This is a genomic window from Paraburkholderia sp. GAS206C, assembly GCF_050435645.1.
GTDB classification, from domain to species: Bacteria; Pseudomonadota; Gammaproteobacteria; order Burkholderiales; family Burkholderiaceae; genus Paraburkholderia; species Paraburkholderia phenazinium_B.
Genome location: NZ_JBNDKR010000004.1, coordinates 526016 through 549407, shown reverse-complemented (window position 1 = coordinate 549407; position 23392 = coordinate 526016). Strand labels below are relative to the sequence as shown.

Here is a 23392-nt window from a genome sequence, read left to right as displayed (position 1 = left end):
GATTGGTTTTTTCGAGACTTAAGTGTCTGACAGACAGACTCGCGCGGGGTTTCAATTTGTAACCAGTTCTGTAGCGTCCGCAGAGATGTTTTGAAGCGCATCGCGGAGACGGCGGCCTGGCGCCTGATTTCAAGCGCTGACACGGCCTTCCGATCCCGACGAGAGTCGCCTCCGGCCGGGAACCTTTTACCGATCGTTACAAACTGTCAGGTGGCGCGCCGAGATGTTGGAGATAGGCCGACGGGCCTGCAGGCCGCTCAAATGAAAACGCCCGGCGACGAGCCGGGCGTTGCGTCAGTCAGGACCCGCTGTCTGTCGGACCAAGTCGATCCACGCAATCAGTCCTCGCGGCGCAGATGCGGGAACAGGATCACATCGCGGATGCTCGGGCTGTCGGTCAACAGCATCACCAGACGGTCGATGCCGATACCGCAACCGCCCGCCGGCGGCATACCGTATTCGAGCGCGCGGATGTAGTCGGCGTCGTAGAACATCGCTTCCTCGTCGCCGGCGTCCTTCTGGTCGACCTGCTTCTTGAAGCGCGCGGCCTGGTCTTCCGGATCGTTCAGCTCGGAGAAACCGTTGGCGATTTCACGCCCGGTGATGAACAGCTCGAAGCGCTCGGTGATGCCCGCCACCTTGTCCGATGCGCGCGCGAGCGGCGACACTTCGATCGGGTAGTCGATGATGTACGTCGGCTCCCACAATTGCGATTCGGCGGTCTCTTCGAAGAGCGCGAGTTGCAGCGCGCCGACGCCTGCGTTCAAAAACTGCGGCTGCGACGCATCAACGCCGAACTTCTTCAGTTCGGGGCGTAGGAACGCAGCGTCAGCGAGTTGTTCGTCGGTGTACTGCGGCGCGTACTTCTGGATAGCCTGCGTGATCGTCAGCCGATGGAACGGCTTGGACAGATCGAGTTCGCGACCCTGATAGCTGATCGTCGCCGTACCGAGCGCATCGATCGCCGCTTGGCGGATCAACTGTTCGGTGAAGTCCATCAGCCACTGATAATCGGTGTACGCGGCATAGAACTCTATCATCGTGAATTCCGGATTGTGGCGCACGGAGACGCCCTCGTTACGGAAGTTCCGGTTGATCTCGAACACACGCTCGAAGCCGCCCACCACCAGACGCTTCAGATACAGCTCCGGCGCGATGCGCAGGAACATTTGCATATCGAGCGCGTTGTGGTGCGTCACAAACGGCTTGGCCGCGGCGCCGCCGGGGATCGGGTGCAGCATCGGCGTTTCGACTTCCATGAAGTCGGCCTCGGCCATGAACTTGCGGATCGACGACATCGCCCTGGTGCGCGCCACGAAGGTCTTGCGCGTTTCCGGCGTGACGATCAGATCGACATAGCGCTGACGGTACTTCATCTCCTGATCGGCGAGGCCGTGGAACTTGTCCGGCAGCGGACGCAGCGACTTCGACAGCAGACGCAGTTCGGTACAACGCACCGACAGCTCGCCCTTGTTGGTACGGAACAGCACGCCACGCGCGGCGACGATATCGCCCATGTCCCACTTTTTGAATGCGTCGTAGGTTTCCTGGCCGATGTCAGCCGGCGTGATGAAGAACTGGATCTGACCCGAACCGTCGCGCACGGTCGCGAAGCTCGCCTTGCCCATCACGCGCTTCAGCATCATCCGGCCGGCCACGGCAACCTGAAGCGGATTCGCTTCGAGCGTTTCCTTGTCGGTCTCGGCGTATTGCGTCTGCAGGTCTTCCGCGTGATGCGTCGGGCGGAAATCGTTCGGATAGGCGACGCCCTGTTCACGCAGCTCGCGCAGCTTTTCGCGGCGCTCGGCGATGATCTTGTTTTCGTCCCCCTCGGGCGCAGCGTTCGTCTGGTTCGGTTCGGTCATGATGGGTCGGTATTCGGGGTGGCCTGCATGCGGGTGGGCCGCACGAGGTTGCCTGCGGGTCGGAAATCGGACTGCAATCGGACCAAAGCAGGCGGTCAAAAGATGCGGCGCGGCAAAGCTCGCCGCGCCGGATGCGCTTACTTTAGATGCCCTGTTTCAGGCTGGCGCTAATGAACGGATCGAGGTCGCCATCGAGCACGCTCTTGGTATTGCTGATTTCGACGTTGGTACGCAGATCCTTGATGCGGCTGTTGTCCAGCACGTACGAGCGGATCTGATGACCCCAGCCCACGTCGGTCTTGCCTGCCTCGAGCTTGTCCTGTTCGGCCTGACGTTTGCGGATTTCCGCTTCGTACAGACGCGATTTCAACATGGCCATCGCTTCGGCGCGGTTACGGTGCTGCGAGCGGTCGTTCTGGCACTGCACGACGATGCCCGACGGCATGTGCGTGATCCGCACCGCGGAGTCGGTCTTGTTGATGTGCTGACCGCCCGCGCCGGACGCGCGGTACGTGTCGATACGCAGATCGGCCGGGTTGATGTCCACTTCGATCGAATCGTCGATTTCCGGGTACACGAACACCGACGAGAACGAAGTATGACGGCCGCCCGACGAGTCGAACGGCGACTTGCGCACGAGGCGGTGCACGCCGGTTTCGGTGCGCAGGAACCCGTAGGCGTACTCGCCTTCGATCTTGATGGTGGCGTTCTTGATGCCCGCGACGTCGCCGTCGGTCTGTTCCAGCACTTCGGTCTTGAAGCCCTTGCGCTCGCAGTAGCGCAGGTACTGGCGCAACAGCATCGCGGCCCAGTCGCATGCTTCGGTGCCGCCGGCGCCGGCCTGAATGTCGAGGAAGGCGTTGTTCGGGTCGGCCGCGTTCGAGAACATGCGGCGGAATTCCATATCGGCGACGCGCTGTTCGAGGCCGGCTGCATCGCTTTCGCAGGCGAGCAGGGTTTCCTCGTCATTTTCTTCGCGCGCCATGCCGAACAGGTCCTGCGCGTCGCGCAGGTCGTTGTCGAGCGCTGTGAGTTTGCCGACGACGTCGTCAAGCAGCTTCTTTTCCCGGCCGAGGGCCTGGGCATGCTTCGAGTCGTTCCAGACGTTCGGGTCTTCGAGTTCCCGGTTGACTTCGATTAGACGCAGTGCTTTGTCGTCGTAGTCAAAGATACCCCCGTAGCTCGCCCGCGCGATGGCGCAGGTCGGCCAGAGAGGCTTCGATCGCGTTGAGACGTTCCGCTTCCATGTCGATCTTTTATAGCTTCGTAAAAAGGGGAAATTATAGCCGATCGAGGCTGCCCGCCGGAGGCGAATACGCGATCCGGCGGGTGGTTGGGGCCGTTTTGCGGGGGATTTCGCGCGATTTCGGCGCCCCGGCGTGGATGACGCGAGGTCGAGGCGGACGCACTGCCGCTCAGCTTATTGCATGCTCGACGATCAGTTGCACGCGCGAGACGCCATTCCACGTATCGCTTGCGAGGCGGTAGGCGATTGTCGTGCGGTTGGGCAGCGAATCCGTGTGATTGAACCAGATTGCGTTGAAGCGCTGCCGGCCGCGCAGCAGTTGCAGCTTCAGGTGCTTGTCCTTCACCAGCGCTTGCGACGCCACCTCGAATTCGCCGGAAAACACCGGTGCCGGAAAGCCCTGACCCCAGACCGCCGCGTCGAGCATTTCGACGAATTGCGGCGTGAAATAGGCTTCTTCTAGATCGCCGTCGGTTTCGACCACACGGGCGAGCGCGTCTTCGCTGAGCCACTCGCGGCCCACTGCTTCGAAGGCAGTCGTGAAACGCGGCACATCGGCGGCGGCGAGCGTCATGCCGGCAGCCATGGCGTGGCCGCCGAACTTGGCGATCAGACCGGGTTCGCGTTTCGAGATCAGGTCGAGCGCATCGCGCAGATGAAAGCCCCCGATCGAACGGCCCGAGCCTTTGACGAGCACGCCGCTTTCGTCAGCCGGTGCGAAGGTGAAGACGGGCCGGTGGAACTTCTCCTTGATGCGCCCCGCGACGATGCCGATGACGCCCTGATGCCAGCTCGGGTTGAACAGCACGATGGTGGCCGAGCCGGCCGGATCGATCGACGACAGATCTTCGAGTGCCTGCTGTTGCATGCCGGCTTCGATCTCGCGCCGCTCGCGGTTGATCGAATCGAGTTGCTGCGCGAGTTCCCATGCGCGGCCGATGTCGTCGGTGGTCAGGCATTCGATTCCGAGCGACATATCCGAGAGCCGTCCCGCCGCGTTCAGCCGCGGGCCAAGCGCAAAGCCCAGATCGAAACCGGAAGCGCTACGGGCGTCGCGTGCAGCGGCGCGAAACAGCGCCGCCACACCCGGCTGCATCTTGCCTTTGCGAATCCGTTGCAGGCCTTGAGCCACCAGCACGCGATTGTTGCCGTCGAGCTTGACGACGTCGGCCACCGTGCCGAGCGCGACCAGATCGAGCAGGCCGTCCAGACGCGGTTCGGGCCGCGCGTCGTCGAAGGCGCCGCGTTTGCGCAGTTCGGCGCGCAGCGCGAGCAGCACATAGAACATTACGCCGACGCCGGCGATGCATTTGCTCGGGAAGCTGCAACCGGGCTGGTTCGGATTGACGATGGCGCGCGCGGCAGGCAGCTCGTCGCCGGGCAAATGGTGATCGGTGACGAGTACGTCGATGCCGAGCGCGTTGGCCGCTTCCACACCGTCGACGCTGGCGATGCCGTTATCCACGGTGATCAGCAGGTCCGGCTTGCCCGACGAATTGCGTGCTGCTAGCGCGACGATTTCGGGCGTCAGGCCGTAGCCGTATTCGAAGCGGTTCGGCACCAGATAGTCGATGTTCGCGCCGAACATCCGCAGCCCGCGCACGGCAACGGCGCAAGCGGTGGCGCCGTCGCAGTCGTAGTCGGCGACCACCAGCATGCGGCGTTTGCCTTCGATCGAATCGGCGAGCAGCACGGCCGCTTCTTCGCAGCCTTTCAGTTGAGTGGGCGCGACCAGCCGCGCAAGGCCGGTTTCGAGTTCATCCGGCAGGCAGACGCCGCGCGACGCGTACAGACGGGCCAGCACCGGATGCAGGCCATGACGGGTCAACACTTCGGCATCGACGGGGGAGCAGGCGCGCGTAACGATTCGAGTCATGCGGAAAGGCCGGAAAACATGCGGTGGAACGGTAGCTGGGTGATGAAGTGCATCATTCGATAAAGAGCGATGCGAGCACGCGGCGGCGCCAGAATTTGCGCAGATCGCCGCGTGTAATGTTGAGCGTCACCGAGCCGGTGTCGCCGCATAGTGTGAGGCCCAGTTCGCCGAGTTGGCCCGACTGCAAGGCAGCGAGAGCAGGGGCGAACCAGTCGGTTTCGAGCGCGGCGAAGGCCGCATTCCAGCGGCCCCAGTCCTGCTCGATATAGGGCGCGGAAAATGGGTCGAGCTCGACGAGCGTTGTTGATGCCGTTGCTGTGGCGCCGTTGCCGGCTTGCTGAGCACCGCTCGCGCCGTTCGCGCGCGGTGCCGTGGCGGCGCTGGGCGTGAGGGCTGCAAACGAAGCCGGCGGCGGCCCGATCTCGACCCCGCCAGCGGTGAGCCCGAGGCCGCGCGTCGCCGCTGCGTCCGACAGCACTCGCGTGAACGGGCTTTTAACCGGTTGCGCGGCACCTTGCGCATGAAACCAGATGGAATTGACCGCGGGCAGGCCGCGCGCTTCGCGCGCCTCGTTGACCGGATGCTCGAACCACGCCATCTGCACTTCGTTCTGCAGTTTCATCCAGGCGCGCGAGCGCTGGCCGGTATGGGCTTCGTGCGGAAGCCAGATCTCGATGTTGCGGCCGCTGGCGCGCAACGGCGACGCGCCGGCCAACGTGCCGAAGGCGTCGCTCGCCAGATACCAGCGCGATGGATGGGGCGCCTCGATGCGCACGCCCAGCTCTTCGATCAGCGGCCTGGCGACCTCGAGCAGCGTCGCGGCTTCGGCGTCCGTCAGTTCGAGCGAGGCCGGATCGATCAGGACCAGATGGTCGTGCGCGATGCGTACGTGCACCGGTTGCACGCACGCCCAGGTCGACGTGCCGGGTTCGCCGCCATCGGCGCGCAGCATGTAGGGGGCGAGCGGCGCTTCGTCCGCAGCCCCTTCGCCGCTCGCGACCGTGCCGAACTGACGGGCCACCCAGCGTTCGTGCGGGAGCGTGCGCTGGAAGTCCTCGCCGATCACCCGTTCGACCAGCGTGGCTCTTGCGACCAGCTTGTCGAGGGCGGGACTTTCGATGTTATGCAGCGCGGTGGAGGCGTCGGCTGCAGCGGGCAGCGCGAAGGGCAGGAGGAGTTGAAGACGGTTGGCGTGCATGATGCTCGGCATTGTATGGCAAACTTCGCGCTTGACCGACGGTAGATGAGCGGCAGTGGACGGGCGGCGTCGGAGGACGGTATTAAGGCTTTGGTAATGTACCCGTGCGGTGCAGCATGGACAGCTCGGTGCACCGCCCCGACGCTGGAAGCGGTACCAGCCCGGCAGCCCCAGCGGTTTGCGCATCGAACCGGAACCATCCGCCCCGATCCGGCACCAATGGTCACGACCCTCGAACTGCATGGCGCGCGGGATTGCCACCGTCATGCGCTGCACCAACGGTCGAATACCGACGCCGCAGCACGAGGCTGAAGAACGCAGAAAAGGATTCGCTTGAAATTTCCCTACGAATGGACAATTGGCTGGCGCTACACCCGCGCCGGCAAACGCACGACCGGTAACGGCTTTATCTCCTTCATCGCGCTCGTCTCGATGTCGGGCATTGCGCTCGGCGTCGCGGCGCTGATCGTCGTGCTGTCGGTGATGAACGGCTTCCAGAAAGAGGTGCGCGACCGCATGCTGTCGGTGCTTGCGCACGTCGAGATCTTCTCGCCGACCGGCTCCATGCCGAACTGGCAGTTGACCGCCAAGGAAGCGAAGCAGAACAAGGAAGTGATCGGCGCGGCGCCGTATGTCGACGCCCAGGCGCTGTTGACCCGTCAGGACGCCGTGAGCGGCGTCGCGCTGCGTGGTGTCGACCCGGCGCTCGAGCCGCAGGTGTCCGATATCTACAAGGAAATGAAAGGCGGCCAGCTGTCCGATCTGAAGCCGGGCGATTTCGGCATTGTGCTGGGCGCGGATCTCGCTGCTAACCTGGGTGTGATGGTTGGCGACAAGATTACGCTGGTGGCGCCCGAGGGCACCATCACGCCTGCAGGAATGCTGCCACGCCTGAAGCAGTTCACCGTGGTCGGCGTCTTCGAATCGGGCCACTACGAATACGACAGCACGCTCGCGCTGATCAACATTCAGGATGCGCAAGTGCTGTTCCGGCTCGCTGCGCCCACTGGCGTCCGTTTGCGCCTGAAGGACATGCAGCGCGCGCCGGAGGTCGCGCACCAGTTGGCGCGCACGCTTTCCGGTGACCTCTACATCCGCGACTGGACCCAGCAGAACAAAACCTGGTTTTCCGCCGTGCAGATCGAAAAGCGCATGATGTTCATCATCCTTACGCTGATCATTGCGGTGGCGGCGTTCAACCTGGTGTCGTCGCTGGTGATGACGGTGACCAACAAGCAGGCGGATATCGCGATCCTGCGCACGCTTGGCGCGCAGCCCAGCTCGATCATGAAGATCTTCGTGGTGCAGGGCGTGACGATCGGCTTTATCGGTACCGCAACCGGTGTGGCGCTCGGGTGTCTGATCGCGTGGAGCATTCCGTGGCTCGTGCCCATGATCGAGCATCTGCTCGGCGTGCAGTTCCTGCCGCCGTCGGTGTATTTCATCAGCGAGCTGCCGTCCGAGCTGGTGCCCGCAGATGTGATCCGGATCGGCGTGATCGCGTTCGTGCTGGCATCGCTGGCGACGCTGTATCCGAGCTGGCGCGGTGCGAAGGTTCGCCCGGCGGAGGCGCTGCGTTATGAATGATCGTTCCATTGGCCAGGCCATGACCCCAGACAGCGCGCTGCATCCGTATGTCCTCGAAGCGACCGGCATCTCGAAGTCGTTCGTGCAGGGCGGCCTGAACGTGCAGGTGCTGAACAACACAGAACTGTCAGTGCGGCGCGGCGAGAAGCTGGCGATCGTCGGCGCGTCGGGTTCCGGCAAGAGCACACTGTTGCACGTGCTGGGCGGCCTCGACGATCCGAGCACGGGCGAAGTCTCGGTGCTGGGTAAGCCGTTCACGAAACTCTCGGAGCGTGAGCGCAATGAACTACGCAATCGCGCGCTCGGTTTTGTGTATCAGTTCCATCATCTGCTGGCGGAATTCACTGCGCTCGACAACGTCGCGATGCCGCTGCGCATCCGCCGCATGCCAACCGACGAGGCGCGTCGCACGGCATTGCAGACGCTGGAACGCGTGGGCCTCGCGCATCGCGCGAAACACCGCCCGGGCGAGCTCTCGGGCGGCGAGCGTCAGCGTGTGGCGATCGCGCGTGCGCTCGTCACGAACCCGGCCTGCGTGCTGGCTGACGAGCCCACCGGCAATCTCGATGGCGGCACCGCGGATACGGTGTTTAACCTGATGCTCGAACTGTCGCAAACCTTCGATACCAGCTTCGTGATCGTCACGCACGATCCCGATCTGGCGGCGCGCTGCGATCGCATCATGCGTCTGCGCGACGGCGTGCTGCACGAAGAGCCGCACGTTCCGGTCTAACGTCTTTTGCTGCCGGGGCGCCAGCATGTGGATCGATACGCACTGCCATCTCGACGCGTCGGAATTCGACGCGGATCGTGACGCGGTCGCTTCTGCGGCTTGCGAGGCAGGCGTAGCGCGCATCGTGATTCCGGGTGTGGCGCGCGAGAACTTCGCGCGGGTGCGTGAACTCGCGCATCGCGTGAAGGGCGGTGCGTACGCGCTCGGGATTCATCCGCTCTTTACGCCCGGTGCGCAGGACGCCGATCTCGACGTGCTCCGCATGGAGATCGAAGCAAGTCTGGACGATCCGCTGTTTGTCGGACTTGGGGAAATCGGCCTCGATTATTTCGTCGCGGGCCTCGACGATGGGCGTCAGCAGTTCTTTTACAACGAGCAGCTGAAACTCGCGCACGAATTCGATTTGCCGGTGATTTGCCACGTGCGCAAATCGCAGGACCAGGTGCTCAAAGGCTTGCGCCGGCATAGCGTGCATCGCGGCATCGCCCATGCGTTCAACGGCAGTTTTCAGCAGGCCCAGGCGTTCATCGATCACGGCATGCATCTTGGCTTCGGCGGCAATCTGACGTTCGAGCGCGCGCTGCAGATTCGTCGTCTCGCGGCGCAATTGCCGCTCGATGCGCTGGTGGTCGAAACCGACGCGCCGGACATCGCTCCTTCATGGCTTTATCGCCAACGCAATACGCCGGACCAGATTCCCGCCATCGGCGCGGGACTCGCGCAACTGCGCGGCATCGGCGTAGACGAGCTTTCCATAGGCACAACGGCTAACGCTCACGCCGCGCTGCCGCGGCTAGCACTTTCGTCTGCATAATCTTTCCTGGTGGTTCGCGCCGGGCGGAACACGCGTCCGGTAATTCGTCTGAAATGGCTTCTGACCTGCATGCGTTGGCTACGCCCGGTGGCATTGGGTGGCAGTCCGGCGCGGCCGGCTGGCGAGCAGGGCGGAGGGCGAATGCGGGCAGTGTGGTGTGGTTTTGCGTTGGGTGTGATTGTCTTGCAGCAGCAGGCGGCATTGCCTGTGTGGCGCGAGTGGCTTGTGCTGTTGCTGATATCTGGCGGCGCGCTCGCTTGGGCTTGCTGGTGCTTGCGAGGGCAGAGAAGCTGCACGGCCGCTCGGTGCGCGTCAGCCTGGTGGTACGGGATACGCTGGCGTGTGTACACCGGTTGGTGCGCGGTCTTGTTGGCCGCAGCATGTGTCGGATTCGGTTATGCAGCCTGGCGGGCCGAAATGCGTCTTGCCCTGAGCTTGCCTACCGCGTGGGAGGGACGCGACCTCGAAGTGCAGGGCGCCATTCGAGGTCTGCCGAGCCGTGACGAGAAGGGCGCGCGCTTTCTGTTCGACGTGGATTCTGTTGCTGCGCCGATCGAACATTTTCCTCGCACGATTCAACTGGCGTGGATCGATCAGAAGGGCCCGCCGCCGCCATTGCTCGAACCCGGCGCGCGCTGGCGTCTGACGGTACGGCTCAAGCGTCCGCACAGCAATGCCAACTTCGGCGTGCGCGACGCCGAAGCGGGCTTGCTGGCACGCAATGTCCGCGCAACGGGTTATGTCAATGCGCCTGCTACGGCACGGCGTCTCGATGGTTACGCGGGCGGCCTGGGTGTCAGCGTGGACCGCTGGCGCGCGGCACTGCGTGCGCGCATCGACACCGTGCTGGCCGACGCCCCGCATCGCGGCATTGTCGTGGCGCTCGCGGTCGGCGCGCAGGACGAGGTCAGCGCCGCCGACTGGCTGCTGATGCGCGCCACCGGCACGAGCCACCTGGTGGCCATCTCCGGTCTGCACATTGGTTTCGTTGCGGGCCTCGCCGGATGGCTGGCCGGCGCGCTGTGGCGGCGGTCGGGCCTGGTTGGGCGCAACTGGCCGTTGCGAATTCCGGCGCAACTCGTCGCGGTGACTGCGGGGACGATGTTCGCTGCGCTGCATGCGGCGCTCGCCGGGTTCAATGTGCCGGCGCAACGGGCATTGTGGATGGCGGGTGTGGTGGCGTTGGCGTTTGTCAGCGGACGCAGTGTCGCGCCGTCGTGGGTGTTGGCCTGGGCGCTTGGTCTTGTGCTGTTGCTTGATCCGTGGGCGCCGGTGTCCGCGGGGTTCTGGCTGTCGTTCTGCGCGGTGGCGGCGATCCTGTATGCGATGTCGGGGCGGCCGCGTGTGCGGGCGGATGAGCGCGGCGATGGAGCGGGGGGTGGGCCTGGCGTTGATCCTGATGCAGGCGGTGGCGGTGGCGGTGGCGGTGGCGGTGGCGGTGGCAGTGGCAGTGGCAGTGCTGGCGTCGGTGCAGCTAGCGGCCAGGCTACCACGCATTTCTCCACCCGCCTGCTCCGCGTCGTATGCGCCCGTGGCCGGGCGCTCATCGAGCGTATGCGCGGTGCCGCACACGTCCAGTTTGCGGTGACGATCGCGCTTGCCCCGCTCACTATCTACTGGTTCTCGCAGATTCCATTGATCGGGCCACTCGCCAATGCGTTTGCGATTCCCTGGGTCAGTCTGTTCGTCACTCCCGCAGTATTGGCCGGCGTCGCGTTGCCGATGCCTGTCGACGCGTATGCGTTTCGTGCCGCCCATGCTTTGCTCGAACTGCTCGTCGCGGGATTGCAGATGTTGTCCGGCCCTGGCTGGACGCTCTGGCGCTTGCCGCAGCCGAATGGCTGGGTGCTGGCCGTCGCGGCGGTGGGTGTCGTCTGGTGTCTCGCTCCGCGCGGCTGGCCGTTACGCTGGGCAGCGCCGCTAACGTGGCTGCCGCTTCTGTTGCCACCTCCTCCGGGGCCGCCGTCGGGCTCGTTCAGATTGACCGCGCTCGACATCGGCCAGGGTTCGTCGATCCTCGTCGAAACGACCCATCACGCGTTGCTGTTCGACGCGGGCCCAGGGCCGGAGTCGACCCACGCCGGCGAGCGGGTGGTGGTGCCGTATCTGCACGCCAACGGCGTGTACACGCTCGACACGATGGTGATCAGCCATGAGGATTCCGATCACTCGGGCGGCGCGCCGGCCGTATTGCAAGGCGTCGAGGTGCGCCAGTTGCTGGGCGGCCTCGTGCCGTCGAATGCGCTTTGGGACAAAGCCCGTGCCGTCGGTGCCGACACGGTGCGCTGTGCGGCGGGGCAGCACTGGCAATGGGACGGCGTCGATTTCAGCATTCTCTGGCCCGACCCCGGGCCGTTATCAGGCAATCCGAATGCGCATTGCTGCGTGCTGCGTGTCAGTATCGCGGGCTCCGGCGAATCTCCTGGTCACACAACTGGCAGCCCCGCCGCGCCCAGTGTCAGCGCGCTGCTGGCTGCGGATATCGAGGCACCGGTTGAGCGTATCCTGCTGGCGCGGGATCGCTCGGCGCTGCCCGCACAGATCCTTGTCGTGCCGCATCACGGCAGCAAGACTTCGTCGACCGAGCCGTTCCTCGACTCTATCGAGCCGCTTGTCGCGGTATTTCAGGTAGGCTATCGCAACCGTTTTCATCATCCGAATCCGGGTGTCTTCGAACGCTATCTGGGACGGCACATCGAACTCACGCGCAGCGACACCGACGGCGCGGTGCAAATCATGGCGGCGGGCAACCGTGCGCAGGGCTACCTGGCGGCGGGCGACCATGCGCAGGGCACCTTGCCGGCGGGCACTCATGCACACAGCGACCCGGCGCAGGACGCACCATCGCCGCCCGCCACACTCACGCTCGAACGGTATCGCACTGCGTATCACCGGTACTGGATGGACCGATGAAGGACGCTCGCGCCACACCCGGCCGGGCGCCTCGCGCAACATAATCAGGAACGGAGACAGCAGCACTTGAAAAACATCATTCACTTCTCCCACGCCAACGGTTTCCCGGCGTCGACCTACCGGACCATCTTTGCCGAGCTCGCCGACGACTACGAGGTCCGCTTCATCGAGCGCATCGGCCATGACACGCGCTTTCCTGTGACGCAGGACTGGCCGCATCTGGTGGAGCAGTTGCTGGACGACATCAGCCGGTCATACGAGCAACCGGTCTGGCTGGTCGGTCATTCGCTCGGCGGCTATCTTTCACTGATGGCGGCGTTGAAGAAGCCGCAGTGGGTGAGGGGCGTCGTGATGCTCGACTCCCCGGTGATCGCTGGCTGGCGCAGCAGCATGCTACGCGTGTCGCAATGGACCGGGCTCGACGAACGTCTCTCGCCGGCGGCCGCGACCCGCACGCGCCGAACGCAGTGGGCGAGCCGCGATGAAGCGTGGCGCCACTTTCATTCGAAACCCGCCTTCGCGCGCTGGGACGAACGGATGCTGTCCGACTATATCGACTTCGGCATTCCACAAGCCTCGCCTGACGGCAGTCGCGCGCTCGCCTTCGACCGGCGCACCGAATACAGGATCTACAAGACCTTGCCGCACACGCTCGGCTCGCGGCTGGCGCGTGGCGCGCCGGTGCCGGTCGGCTTCATCGCCGGGACCCATTCGAAGGAGATTCGCCAGGCCGGGCTGGAGGCCACACGCCGCGTTACCGGGGGCCACCTGGAATGGATCCAGGGCAGCCATCTCTATCCGATGGAGAAACCGATCGAAACCGCGCGGGCCGTGCAGCGGATGCTGCGCGAACTCGAACGGCCGCCTGCCTGATGAACGGTGGCACGGCACCACGGAGGCTGCCGCGAACGTCGCGCGGCGCCGTTTATCCGCTCCCACAGGCGCGCTTGACTTCCATTAGCAATTGAACCTGCACAACGAACGTCGCAAGCGTTAACATGCAGGCAAGCAGTCCTGCATGTCACGTGGAAGTCCGGGCAGCAGGTCAGCCGCAAGGAAAGGGGAAAGCAGCAAGGCAACAAGATAGCAACCGCTTGACAACAACAACGTCGCTACCGCAGGGCTTCATGCAGTAGCAACAGGCGGCGCAGAAAACGGTGCAGGATCGGCGCGGATGCCGCGCATTTTGCTGGGTTGAGACCCTGCTTTACGGTATAATCCGTTTTTCCCGCGAGCATCCAGCGATGACCAAATATGTTTTCGTCACCGGCGGCGTAGTTTCTTCCCTCGGCAAGGGTATTGCCGCCGCTTCCCTCGCCGCGATCCTCGAATCGCGCGGTCTGAAAGTCACCCTCCTCAAACTCGATCCCTACATCAATGTCGACCCCGGCACGATGAGCCCGTTTCAACACGGCGAAGTGTTCGTGACGGAAGACGGAGCGGAGACCGACCTCGACCTCGGCCACTACGAGCGCTTCATCAGTACGAAGATGCGCAAGGCCAACAACTTCACCACGGGCCAGATTTACGAGTCGGTCATCCGCAAGGAACGGCGCGGCGACTATCTGGGCAAAACCGTGCAGGTAATCCCGCACATCACGAACGAAATCCAGGCCTTTATCGAGCGCGGCGCAGCGTCTGCGACGTGCGGTGAGCCGGATGTCGCGATCGTCGAAGTCGGCGGTACGGTGGGCGATATCGAATCGCTGCCGTTCCTCGAAGCCGCTCGTCAGATGAGCCTGCGTCTCGGCCGCAACAGCGCGTGCTTCGTGCACCTGACGCTGGTGCCCTGGGTCGCGACGGCCGGTGAATTGAAAACCAAGCCTACCCAGCACAGTGTGCAGAAGCTGCGCGAAATCGGTATCTCGCCGCACGTGCTGTTGTGCCGTGCCGACCGTCCGATTCCGGACGACGAACGGGCGAAGATCTCGATGTTCTCCAACGTGCCGGAAGACGCGGTGATCTCGGTGTGGGACGCGGACAGCATCTACAAGATTCCGCAGATGCTGCATGACCAGGGCATGGACGCGATCGTCTGCGAAGAGCTCCGGCTCACGCCGAAGCCCGCTGACCTCTCCCTGTGGGCGGCAATGGTCGGCAAGCTCGAACATCCGCAGCATCAGGTCACCATCGGCATGGTTGGCAAGTATGTCGACCTGACGGAGTCGTACAAGTCGCTGATCGAAGCGCTGCGCCATGCGTCGATTCATACGTCGACCAAGGTCAACATCGAATACATCGACTCGGAAGAGATCGAAACGCAAGGCGTCGAGAGCCTCAAGCATCTCGACGCCGTGCTGGTGCCGGGCGGCTTCGGCCGGCGCGGTACCGAAGGCAAGATCGCGGCCATCCGCTATGCGCGTGAAGCGAAGGTGCCGTACCTTGGCATCTGTCTCGGCATGCAGCTCGCGGTGATCGAATTCGCTCGCGACGTGGTCGGTCTGAAGGACGCGAACAGCACCGAGTTCGATCCCGGCACACCGAACCGCGTGGTCGCGCTGATCACCGAGTGGTACGACCGTGACGGCCGCGTCGAAAAGCGCACCGAAGAGTCGGACCTCGGCGGCACAATGCGTCTCGGTTCGCAGCGTTGCCCGATCAAGCCGGGCACGATGGCCGAAGAGATCTATGGCAAGGACGTGAACGAGCGTCACCGTCACCGTTATGAAGTCAATAACCGCTTCGTGCCCCAGCTCGAAGGCGGTGGCCTTATCATCAGCGCCCGTACCCCGAGCGAAGATCTGCCGGAAATGATGGAATTGCCGCGTGACATGCACCCGTGGTTCGTCGGCGTGCAGTTCCACCCGGAATTCACGTCCACTCCGCGTGACGGTCATCCGTTGTTCAAGTCGTTCGTCGAGGCGGCGCTGGCGCATCAGCAGCACCAGCAGCCGGTCGTCGAGGAGAAAGCATGAAACTAGGCGATTTCGAAATCGGCCTGAACAAGCCGTTTTTCCTGATCGCGGGCACCTGCGTCGTCGAATCCGAACAGATGACGATCGACGTCGCCGGCAAGCTCAAGGAAATCTGCGCGAAGCTGGAGATCCCGTTCATCTACAAATCGTCATACGACAAGGCCAATCGCAGCAGCGGCAAGTCGTTTCGCGGTCTGGGCATGGACGAAGGCTTGCACATCCTGTCGGAAGTGAAGCGCCAGCTTGGCGTGCCGGTGTTGACCGATGTGCATGCTGAACACGAGATCGAGCAGGTTGCGTCAGTCGTCGACGTGCTGCAGACGCCGGCGTTCCTGTGCCGCCAGACCGATTTCATTCATGCGTGCGCGCGTTCGGGCAAGCCGGTCAACATCAAGAAGGGCCAGTTTCTCGCACCGCACGACATGAAGAACGTGATTGACAAGGCACGCGACGCTGCGCGTGAAGCAGGTCTGTCGGAAGACCGCTTCATGGCTTGCGAGCGTGGTGTCTCGTTCGGTTATAACAACCTGGTTTCGGACATGCGCTCGATCGCGATCATGCGCGAAACTGGCGCGCCGGTCGTGTTCGACGCTACCCACTCGGTGCAGTTGCCGGGCGGGCAGGGCACCAGCTCGGGCGGTCAGCGCGAATTTGTGCCGGTGCTCGCGCGTGCTGCTGTGGCGACCGGTGTGGCCGGGCTCTTCATGGAGACTCATCCGAAGCCTGCGGAAGCGAAGTCCGACGGTCCGAACGCTGTGCCGCTGCATCGTATGGCCGATTTGCTCGAAACTTTGGTGACGCTCGATCGGGCTGTGAAGCGTACGCCGTTCCTCGAAAGCGATTTCAACTGATGCTGACCCGTGTGCTGTGTCGACCCGCTAGCCGGCGCAGTGCGTCTGAATCCGCTTTGAACCCCGATCTGAACCCAATGGTCGTCCAAGGTGTCTGGTTAGAGGCTGTGCTTCGTACGCCGGACGCTGTTTCACCGTAAGAATCCAACGTCATTTCTTGAGGAAACCATGAGTGCTATCGTAGATATCATCGGTCGAGAGATTCTCGATTCGCGAGGCAACCCCACCGTCGAATGCGACGTGCTGCTCGAGTCGGGCACGATGGGCCGCGCTGCGGTGCCGTCGGGTGCATCGACGGGCTCGCGCGAAGCGATCGAACTGCGCGACGGTGAAACCGGCCGTTACGGCGGCAAGGGCGTGCTGAAGGCTGTCGAGCACATCAACACCGAAATCTCCGAAGCGATCATGGGCCTCGACGCTTCCGAGCAAGCTTTCCTCGACAAGACCCTGCTCGAACTCGACGGCACCGAGAACAAGTCGCGCCTCGGCGCGAACGCCATGCTGGCTGTGTCCATGGCGGTGGCCAAGGCTGCCGCTGAAGAAGCCGGCCTGCCGCTGTACCGCTACTTCGGCGGCTCGGGCGCGATGCAACTGCCGGTGCCGATGATGAACATCGTCAACGGTGGCGCGCACGCCAACAACAGCCTGGACATCCAGGAATTCATGATTGTGCCGGTCAGCCAGCCGACCTTCCGCGAAGCACTGCGCTGCGGCGCCGAAGTGTTCCACGCGCTGAAGAAGATCCTGAGCGACCGTGGCATGAGCACGGCCGTGGGCGACGAAGGTGGCTTCGCGCCGAACTTCGGCAGCAACGACGAATGTCTGTCGACGATCCTGCAAGCCATCGAGAAAGCCGGCTACCGCGCGGGTGAAGACGTGCTGCTGGCACTCGACTGCGCTGCGAGCGAGTTCTACCACGACGGCAAGTACCAGTTGGCGGGCGAAGGCCTGCAACTGTCGTCGACGGAGTTTGCGGACTACCTGGCGAATCTGGCCGACAAGTTCCCGATCGTCTCGATCGAAGACGGCATGCACGAAAGCGACTGGGCCGGCTGGAAGATCTTGACCGACAAGCTCGGCAAGAAGATCCAGCTGGTGGGCGACGACCTGTTCGTCACCAACACGCGCATCCTGAAGGAAGGCATTGAGAAGGGTATCGCTAACTCGATCCTGATCAAGATCAACCAGATCGGCACGCTGACGGAAACCTTCGCCGCGATCGAAATGGCCAAGCGCGCCGGCTATACGGCCGTGATCTCGCACCGCTCGGGCGAAACGGAAGATTCGACGATTGCCGATATCGCCGTTGGCCTGAACGCCGGTCAGATCAAGACCGGTTCGCTCTCGCGCAGCGACCGCATCTCGAAGTACAACCAGTTGCTGCGCATTGAAGAGGATCTCGGCGATATCGCCAGCTACCCGGGCAAGTCGGCGTTCTACAATCTGCGTTGATCGCTAGTCTTGATCATGAGGTCGAATGCAGGTTTTGACCGTTGAGCCGGTTCTCCTTCGTTTCTGATTCAGCACGCCGCCCTGCGTATAGCGCAGGGCGGCGTGTATTTATTGTGCTTACCTCATGCGGCTTGTCACTGCTGTCCTGATCGTACTGCTGGCCCTGATCCAGTACCCACTCTGGTGGGGGCATGGGGGCTGGCTGCGCGTGCATGAGCTGCAAGGCGAACTGGCGCAGCAGATGCAGAAGAACGCGGACGAGAAGCTGCGCAACGAACGCATTGCGGGTGAAGTGCAGGATCTGCAGAATGGTACGGCCGCAGTGGAAGAGCGCGCGCGTTACGAGATGGGTATGGTGAAGGACGGCGAAGTGTTCGTGCAGTTCGTCGCGCCTAACGCGCCGTTGCCTACGCCGAATAACGCGTCGGTCACCACATCGACGCGTGGCGAGGTGTCCGCGGCGCCGGTGCGCGTGGTGCCGAATCCCGAATCGCGCGCGAAGCCGGATCGCAAGCGCGCCGGCAGGGACACGAAAGACAAGGGTTCGAAAGAGAAGAAGCCGGCGCAATAAGCCGGGTTGGCCTGCCCGCATGTGCGAGCAGGCGTTTCTGCTTAATGCCGTTAATGCCGCTGGTCCGCAGCGGGCGAGACGCCTTGCGACAGCTCGCTGGCAACAAACAGTTGCGCCACGTCGACCGGATCGAATTCGTAACGCTGATTGCAGAACTCGCAGTGAATCTCGACGTGGCCGCGTTCTTCGATCACGCTATCCACTTCTTCGCGGCCCAGCATTTTCAGCATCGCACCGACTTTCTCACGCGAGCAGCTACATTCGAAACGTGCAGGCGCGGGTTCGAAATGCTGGACGTTTTCCTGCCAGAAGAGGCGCCGGAATACGGTCTCCGGTTCTTCCTTGAGCAGTTCCTCCTGCGACAGCGTGCCGCCGAGCGTGCACACGCGTTCCCACGTATCCACGTCGAGATCGCCGGGGTGCGGGACGATGCCGCCGTCGCCGGGCAGCTTCTGCAACAGCATGCCGACCGCGCGCTCGGTGTTGGCCGCAAGCCACAAGCGCGTATCGAGCTGCTCGGAGTGGTGCATGTAATGCTCGAGCACTTCCGCCATTGACTTGAGCGGACCGTCGAGGCCCGACAGCGGCACGATCCCCTGGTAGGGCTGCTGGCCCGGCTGCTTGACGCGCGGGTCGAGCGTGATTACGCAGCGGCCGTGACCGCTGGCGTTGACGAGCTCGATCAGCGTGGTGTCGTCGCCGATAGTGGCGTCCGCTTCGCCAGAAAACTTGGCGGTGGCGCGCATCGACAGGTTGGAGCTGCATTGCACTACCAGCATCTTGACCGGACCGTCGCCGAAAATCTGCATGATGAGCGTGCCGTCGAACTTCAGGTTCGCCGAGAGCAGCGCGCAGGCGGCCATCATTTCGCCGAGTATCGTGCGCACCGGCGCCGGATAGTCGCGGCGGGTCAGCACTTCTTGCCACGTATTGCGCAGCGAAACGATTTCGCCGCGCACGGGCGCCGCGCTGAACATGAATTTTTGCAACTGGTCGTTCACAACTTTTCCTCGGTCGAATCGCGCAGCTTGATGCGATGCTGCGCTTGCGCACTGTGCGCGAGCGGCATGGTTAGCCGATACGCACGAGTTGCGCCTTGAAATAGGCGCGCCGCTCGGCGTAATTGGCAGCGTTACGGCGCAGGCCGGCGATGTCGGCCTCCGTCAGTTCGCGCACGACCTTGGCCGGCGCGCCCAGAATCAGCGAATTGTCAGGAAATACCTTGCCCTCGGTGACGATGGCGCCTGCTCCGACCAGACAGTTGCGGCCAATTACCGCTCCATTCAAGACCACCGCCTGAATTCCGATGAGTGCGCCTTCCCTGACGGTGCAGCCGTGCAGCATGGCTTGATGGCCAATTGTCACGTTGGCTTCGATGGTCAGCGGATAGCCCGGATCGGTATGCAGGACTGCGTTTTCCTGGATGTTGCTGCCCGGGCCTACCGAGATCAGTTCGTTGTCACCGCGAATGGCTGCGCCAAACCAGACGCTCGAATTTTCTTCGAGTTCGACTTTACCGATGATGGTCGCGGTATCCGCGACGAACACGCTTTCGTGGATGGTCGGCGCTGCGTCGCCAAGCTTGTAAATTGCCACAATGTCTCCGGTCCCAGGCTTCTGCATCCATGCAAGATGGTTGCTGTTGATCGGTCGCCGCACCGCCGTCGGCGGGCGTAGGGGTAGTGCAAACGGCTGCGCGAATGGTGCGCGCCGTGTGGTTGAATGGCGTATTGTAAACGGTTGTGTGGAGAGACCGCTCGGTGGGCCGGCAGCCTTGCGGCGTGCGTTTTTAATCCTTTCCAAGCCACTTTCCTGCCCCGCCAGGATCGCCACGACCGTCACGATGAATTCCGCCGTTCCCGTTGTACCCCACCTGTCGCGTTGTGCCCGTGCCGAGGCACTCGAAGTATTGCGCCAGTCCGATCCGCAGGCGAAGGCCGCCGCAGCGCGGACCCTATACGCCGACGTGCTGGCCCTCGCCGCGGTCTGCTCGCCGTCCCTGCTGATCGACGAACCGCCCGGCTTGCCAGGACGGCCCGGCCGCCCGGAGCTGGTGGAGCCGCGCAAACTGGGCCGCCGCAGTATGCAGTCCCCTGAAGGACGCGCCGTGCTGTTGCACGCGCTCGCCCATATCGAGTTCAACGCGATCAACCTGGCACTCGACGCGGTCTGGCGCTTTAGCGGCATGCCCCCGGCGTTCTACACCGACTGGCTCAAGGTGGCGGCAGAGGAAGCCCATCACTTTTCGCTACTGGTCGCACGGCTTGCCGAGTTCGGTCACGCTTACGGCGATTTTGCCGCCCACGATGGCCTGTGGGATATGTGCGAACGCACGCGCGGCGACGTATTGGCGCGTATGGCGCTGGTGCCGCGCACACTGGAAGCACGCGGCCTCGACGCCTCGCCGCCGATCCGTGCGAGGCTCCAGCAGGCGGGCGACCACGCTTCGGCGGCGATTCTCGACGTCATCCTGCGCGACGAGATCGGCCACGTGCTGATCGGCAACCGCTGGTTCCGCCACCTGTGCGACGAGGGCGGTCTCGACCCGCACACCACTTACGCGCAGCTCGCCGACCAGTATCACGCACCGAAATTACGTGGTCCGTTCAATTTCGAAGCCCGTCGCGACGCCGGTTTCGACGAAGCCGAACTGGCCGCGCTGGCCGGCCTAGAGCCGACTCCGCCAGCCACAGATTGAGCCGGTTGCGCCGGTCGCACATCGAGCCGCCTCTCGATACGTCGCACCTTCCGCTTGCCCGCTATCTCGCTATAATCGAACGACCATTCTTTTTTAGGCCCGATGCGCTCATGAATATTCCAGAGTCCGACTTCATCGCCGTGCGCGGCGTGCGACTGCATGCGAGGCGCTGGGGCAATCCGGACGCCCCGACGCTGTTCATGCTGCACGGCTGGATGGACGTGGCGGCATCGTTCCAGTTCGTCGTGGATGCACTGGGCGGCAACTGGCAGGTGATCGCGCCGGATGCGCGCGGTTTCGGGCTGTCGGACTGGCCGGTGGCCGAGCGGGGCGGTGGTAGCTACTGGTTTCAGGACTATCTCTCGGACCTCGACGCACTGCTTGACCACTACGCGCCGACCGGCGAAGTGAACCTGGTGGGGCACAGCATGGGCGCGAACGTGGTCTGTCTTTATGCCGGGGCGCGTCCGGAGCGGGTTCGCCGGGTGGTGGACCTGGAGGGCTTCGGCCTTGCCGCCGCGAAACCGAGCCAGTCGCCCAGGCGTTTGCGTAGCTGGCTCGACGAATTGCGCGAGCCGCCGCAGTTGAGGCGTTACGCGTCTCTCGACGAAGTCGCTGCGCGGCTGACGAAGACCAACCCGCGTCTCGCCCCACAGCGCGCGCGTTTTCTCGCCGGGCACTGGTCGAAGCCGGACGGCGAGGGCGGTTTCATGCTGCTCGCTGACCCCGCGCATAAGCTGCGTAGCCCGCTGCTCTACCGTCTCGATGAAATCATGGCCGTCTGGGCCAATGTGCGCGCCAAAGTGCTGCACGTCGAGGCCGCCGGCTCGCCGACCCTCGCACAGATTGCCGGCGAGGTGCCGCTCGACGAATTCAAGGCGCGGTTCAGCGCGTTTCCCGACTGGCGCGAGAAAATCATCGAGGATGCGGGCCATATGGTCCATCACGATCAGCCGGAGCAGGTGGCAGCGCTGATCGAGGCGTTCTGCGCATAAGATTTCTGACAGGTTGAGCTTTCCGCAAGGTCTTGGGCGTCGTCGAATGGTCTGCTCGGGTTACTGCGTTGCAGTAAAATGAGTGCAGAACCTTTTTAAGACACCGATGAACGCCGATCTCCACTGTCACTCCACCGTTTCCGATGGCCAGCTTGCGCCCGCCGATGTCGCGCGTCGCGCGCAGGCTAACGGCGTCACGTTGTGGGCGCTGACCGATCACGACGAACTGGGCGGTCAGGCCGAAGCGCGCCAGACCGCCGAGGAACTCGGCATGCGTTACCTGAGCGGCGTGGAGATTTCGGTCACATGGGCATCACGCACGGTGCACATTGTCGGCCTGAACGTCGATCCGACCTGCCAGGCGCTGATAGACGGCCTTGTGCGCACCCGCGACGGCCGCGCGGCACGTGCCGAAGCGATCGGCGAGTTGCTTGCCACCCTGGGCGTGCCGAATGCCTACGAAGGCGCACTGAAGTACGTGTCCAACCCCGACATGATTTCGCGCACTCACTTCGCGCGCTTCATGGTGGAGAACGGTTACGCCGAATCGACCCAGGACGTGTTCACTCGCTATCTGGGCGACGGCAAGCCGGCATACATCGCCCATCGCTGGTCGAAGCTGGCTGACGCGGTCCGCTGGATCCAGGTGGCCGGCGGCGAAGCGGTGATTGCGCATCCGGGGCGCTATGAATACACCCAGCTAGAATTCGACGCGTTGTTCGGCGAGTTTATCGATCTCGGCGGCAAGGCGATCGAAGTCGTAACAGGCAGCCATACGCCAGACCAGTATCGCGAGTATGCGGACGTGGCGCGCCGCTTCGGTTTCGAGGCCTCGCGCGGCTCCGATTTTCATGCGGCGGGCGAGGGCCGGGTCGAACTGGGCAGTCTGCCGCCGTTGCCGTCCGATCTGACGCCGGTGTGGGAACGCTGGTTGTGACGGTGCACCGGCGGCACCGGGCTTCGCGGCCGGTTCGCCCCGGATCCCGCTTCTGCTTCGCTTCCACCCGCTCATAACCATGTCCCAATTCTTTCGGCTCCATCCCGATAATCCGCAGCCGCGCCTGATCAAGCAGGCCGCGCAGATCATCAACGACGGCGGTGTGGTCGCCCTGCCGACCGATTCGAGCTATGCGCTTGCCTGCCACCTCGACGACAAGAACGCGGTCGAGCGCCTGCGCCGGATTCGTGGCCTCGACGAGCGTCAATTGCTGTCGTTGCTGGTACGCGACCTGTCCGAACTCGCGAACTTCGCGATGGTCGACAACCGCCAGTTCCGCCTGATCAAGTCAGTGACCCCGGGCCCGTACGTATTCGTGCTCGAAGCCACCAAAGAGGTGCCGCGACGCCTGTCGCATCCGTCGCGCAAGACCATCGGCCTGCGCGTGCCGGATCACGCGATCACGCTGGCGATTCTCGAAGAACTCGGCCAGCCGCTGCTCGGCACGACGTTGATCATGCCGGGCGAAACCCAGCCGCTCAACGACGCCGAAGAAATCCGCGAGCGCCTCGAAAAACAGCTCGACCTCGTGATCGACGGCGGCCCGTGTCCATGCGAGCCGTCGACTATCGTCGATCTGACGGGTCCAGAACCGGTGCTGGTGCGGGCAGGGCGCGGCAGTCTCGCGCCTTTTGGTCTCGAACAGCCGGCATGAGGGCCTCCGTGTTAGCCTGCATGAGC

19 protein-coding genes are annotated in these 23392 nt (G+C 63.6%); 13 read left to right on the top strand and 6 right to left on the bottom strand.

Annotated elements, in window-relative coordinates; all coding sequences use genetic code 11:
* Positions 1-338: 338 nt before the first annotated feature.
* From lysS to P3T20_RS14545, 4 genes are all read right to left on the bottom strand, one after another.
* Positions 339-1865: a lysine--tRNA ligase gene (gene lysS / locus P3T20_RS14560; protein ID WP_074264163.1), complete on the bottom strand. Its 1527-nt coding sequence runs from the start codon at positions 1863-1865 to the stop codon at positions 339-341.
* Between the two features lie 142 nt (positions 1866-2007).
* A protein-coding gene (gene prfB, locus P3T20_RS14555) for a peptide chain release factor 2 (protein WP_143787488.1) occupies positions 2008-3112 on the bottom strand; the annotation gives its coding sequence in 2 pieces (ribosomal slippage) (positions 2008-3030 and positions 3032-3112; 1104 coding nt in all).
* A gap of 168 nt (positions 3113-3280) precedes the next feature.
* Positions 3281-4987: a single-stranded-DNA-specific exonuclease RecJ gene (gene recJ, locus P3T20_RS14550; RefSeq protein ID WP_074264164.1), complete on the bottom strand. Its 1707-nt coding sequence runs from the start codon at positions 4985-4987 to the stop codon at positions 3281-3283.
* A gap of 52 nt (positions 4988-5039) precedes the next feature.
* Entirely contained in the window at positions 5040-6197 is a 1158-nt protein-coding gene (locus tag P3T20_RS14545; RefSeq protein WP_429287153.1) for a regulator, read from the bottom strand.
* A 321-nt stretch (positions 6198-6518) separates the two neighbouring features.
* Here P3T20_RS14545 and P3T20_RS14540 point away from each other — a divergent pair, with 321 nt between their 5' ends.
* The 9 genes from P3T20_RS14540 (at position 6519) to ftsB (ending at position 18021) form a co-directional block, all read left to right on the top strand.
* The gene (locus tag P3T20_RS14540; RefSeq protein ID WP_074264166.1) at positions 6519-7772 is read left to right on the top strand and encodes a lipoprotein-releasing ABC transporter permease subunit; all 1254 of its coding nucleotides are present in this window, start codon (positions 6519-6521) and stop codon (positions 7770-7772) included.
* A complete protein-coding gene (gene lolD / locus P3T20_RS14535) occupies positions 7765-8505 on the top strand; it encodes a lipoprotein-releasing ABC transporter ATP-binding protein LolD (RefSeq protein WP_429287152.1) in 741 nt (246 codons plus the stop codon). The genes P3T20_RS14540 and lolD overlap by 8 nt, the downstream gene beginning before the upstream one ends.
* 25 nt (positions 8506-8530) lie before the next feature.
* On the top strand, positions 8531-9319 hold the full coding sequence (locus tag P3T20_RS14530) for a TatD family hydrolase (RefSeq protein WP_074264168.1): 789 nt from the start codon (positions 8531-8533) through the stop codon (positions 9317-9319).
* 141 nt (positions 9320-9460) lie between these two features.
* Entirely contained in the window at positions 9461-12232 is a 2772-nt protein-coding gene (locus tag P3T20_RS14525) for a ComEC/Rec2 family competence protein (RefSeq protein WP_429287175.1), read from the top strand.
* Between the two features lie 66 nt (positions 12233-12298).
* Complete coding sequence (locus tag P3T20_RS14520) at positions 12299-13105, top strand: alpha/beta fold hydrolase (protein WP_074264170.1); 807 nt, start codon at positions 12299-12301, stop codon at positions 13103-13105.
* Between the two features lie 371 nt (positions 13106-13476).
* Positions 13477-15147: a CTP synthase gene (locus P3T20_RS14515; RefSeq protein ID WP_074264171.1), complete on the top strand. Its 1671-nt coding sequence runs from the start codon at positions 13477-13479 to the stop codon at positions 15145-15147.
* On the top strand, positions 15144-15998 hold the full coding sequence (gene kdsA / locus P3T20_RS14510; RefSeq protein WP_074264172.1) for a 3-deoxy-8-phosphooctulonate synthase: 855 nt from the start codon (positions 15144-15146) through the stop codon (positions 15996-15998). The genes P3T20_RS14515 and kdsA overlap by 4 nt, the downstream gene beginning before the upstream one ends.
* A 168-nt stretch (positions 15999-16166) precedes the next feature.
* Positions 16167-17450 (top strand): phosphopyruvate hydratase, encoded by a 1284-nt coding sequence (gene eno, locus P3T20_RS14505; RefSeq protein ID WP_074264173.1) that lies wholly within the window; start codon positions 16167-16169, stop codon positions 17448-17450.
* Positions 17451-17574: 124 nt separating this feature from the next.
* Positions 17575-18021, top strand: a complete 447-nt coding sequence (gene ftsB / locus P3T20_RS14500; protein ID WP_074264174.1) for a cell division protein FtsB — start codon at positions 17575-17577, stop codon at positions 18019-18021.
* 50 nt (positions 18022-18071) lie between these two features.
* Here the strand turns inward: ftsB and hslO are convergent, their stop codons facing one another.
* Positions 18072-19022 carry an Hsp33 family molecular chaperone HslO gene (gene hslO / locus P3T20_RS14495; protein WP_074264175.1) on the bottom strand — a complete coding sequence of 317 codons (951 nt, stop codon included), beginning with the start codon at positions 19020-19022 and terminating at the stop codon, positions 18072-18074.
* Positions 19023-19092: 70 nt separating this feature from the next.
* Positions 19093-19617: a gamma carbonic anhydrase family protein gene (locus P3T20_RS14490; RefSeq protein WP_074266014.1), complete on the bottom strand. Its 525-nt coding sequence runs from the start codon at positions 19615-19617 to the stop codon at positions 19093-19095.
* Positions 19618-19864: 247 nt separating this feature from the next.
* Here P3T20_RS14490 and P3T20_RS14485 point away from each other — a divergent pair, with 247 nt between their 5' ends.
* From P3T20_RS14485 to P3T20_RS14470, 4 genes are all read left to right on the top strand, one after another.
* The gene (locus P3T20_RS14485) at positions 19865-20719 is read left to right on the top strand and encodes a ferritin-like domain-containing protein (RefSeq protein WP_074264176.1); all 855 of its coding nucleotides are present in this window, start codon (positions 19865-19867) and stop codon (positions 20717-20719) included.
* A gap of 110 nt (positions 20720-20829) precedes the next feature.
* On the top strand, positions 20830-21714 hold the full coding sequence (locus P3T20_RS14480) for an alpha/beta fold hydrolase (RefSeq protein ID WP_074266015.1): 885 nt from the start codon (positions 20830-20832) through the stop codon (positions 21712-21714).
* Positions 21715-21820: 106 nt separating this feature from the next.
* A complete protein-coding gene (locus P3T20_RS14475) occupies positions 21821-22651 on the top strand; it encodes a 3',5'-nucleoside bisphosphate phosphatase (RefSeq protein ID WP_074264177.1) in 831 nt (276 codons plus the stop codon).
* A gap of 79 nt (positions 22652-22730) precedes the next feature.
* Positions 22731-23366, top strand: coding sequence for an L-threonylcarbamoyladenylate synthase (locus tag P3T20_RS14470; protein WP_074264178.1), 636 nt, complete (start codon positions 22731-22733; stop codon positions 23364-23366).
* Positions 23367-23392 lie beyond the last annotated feature (26 nt).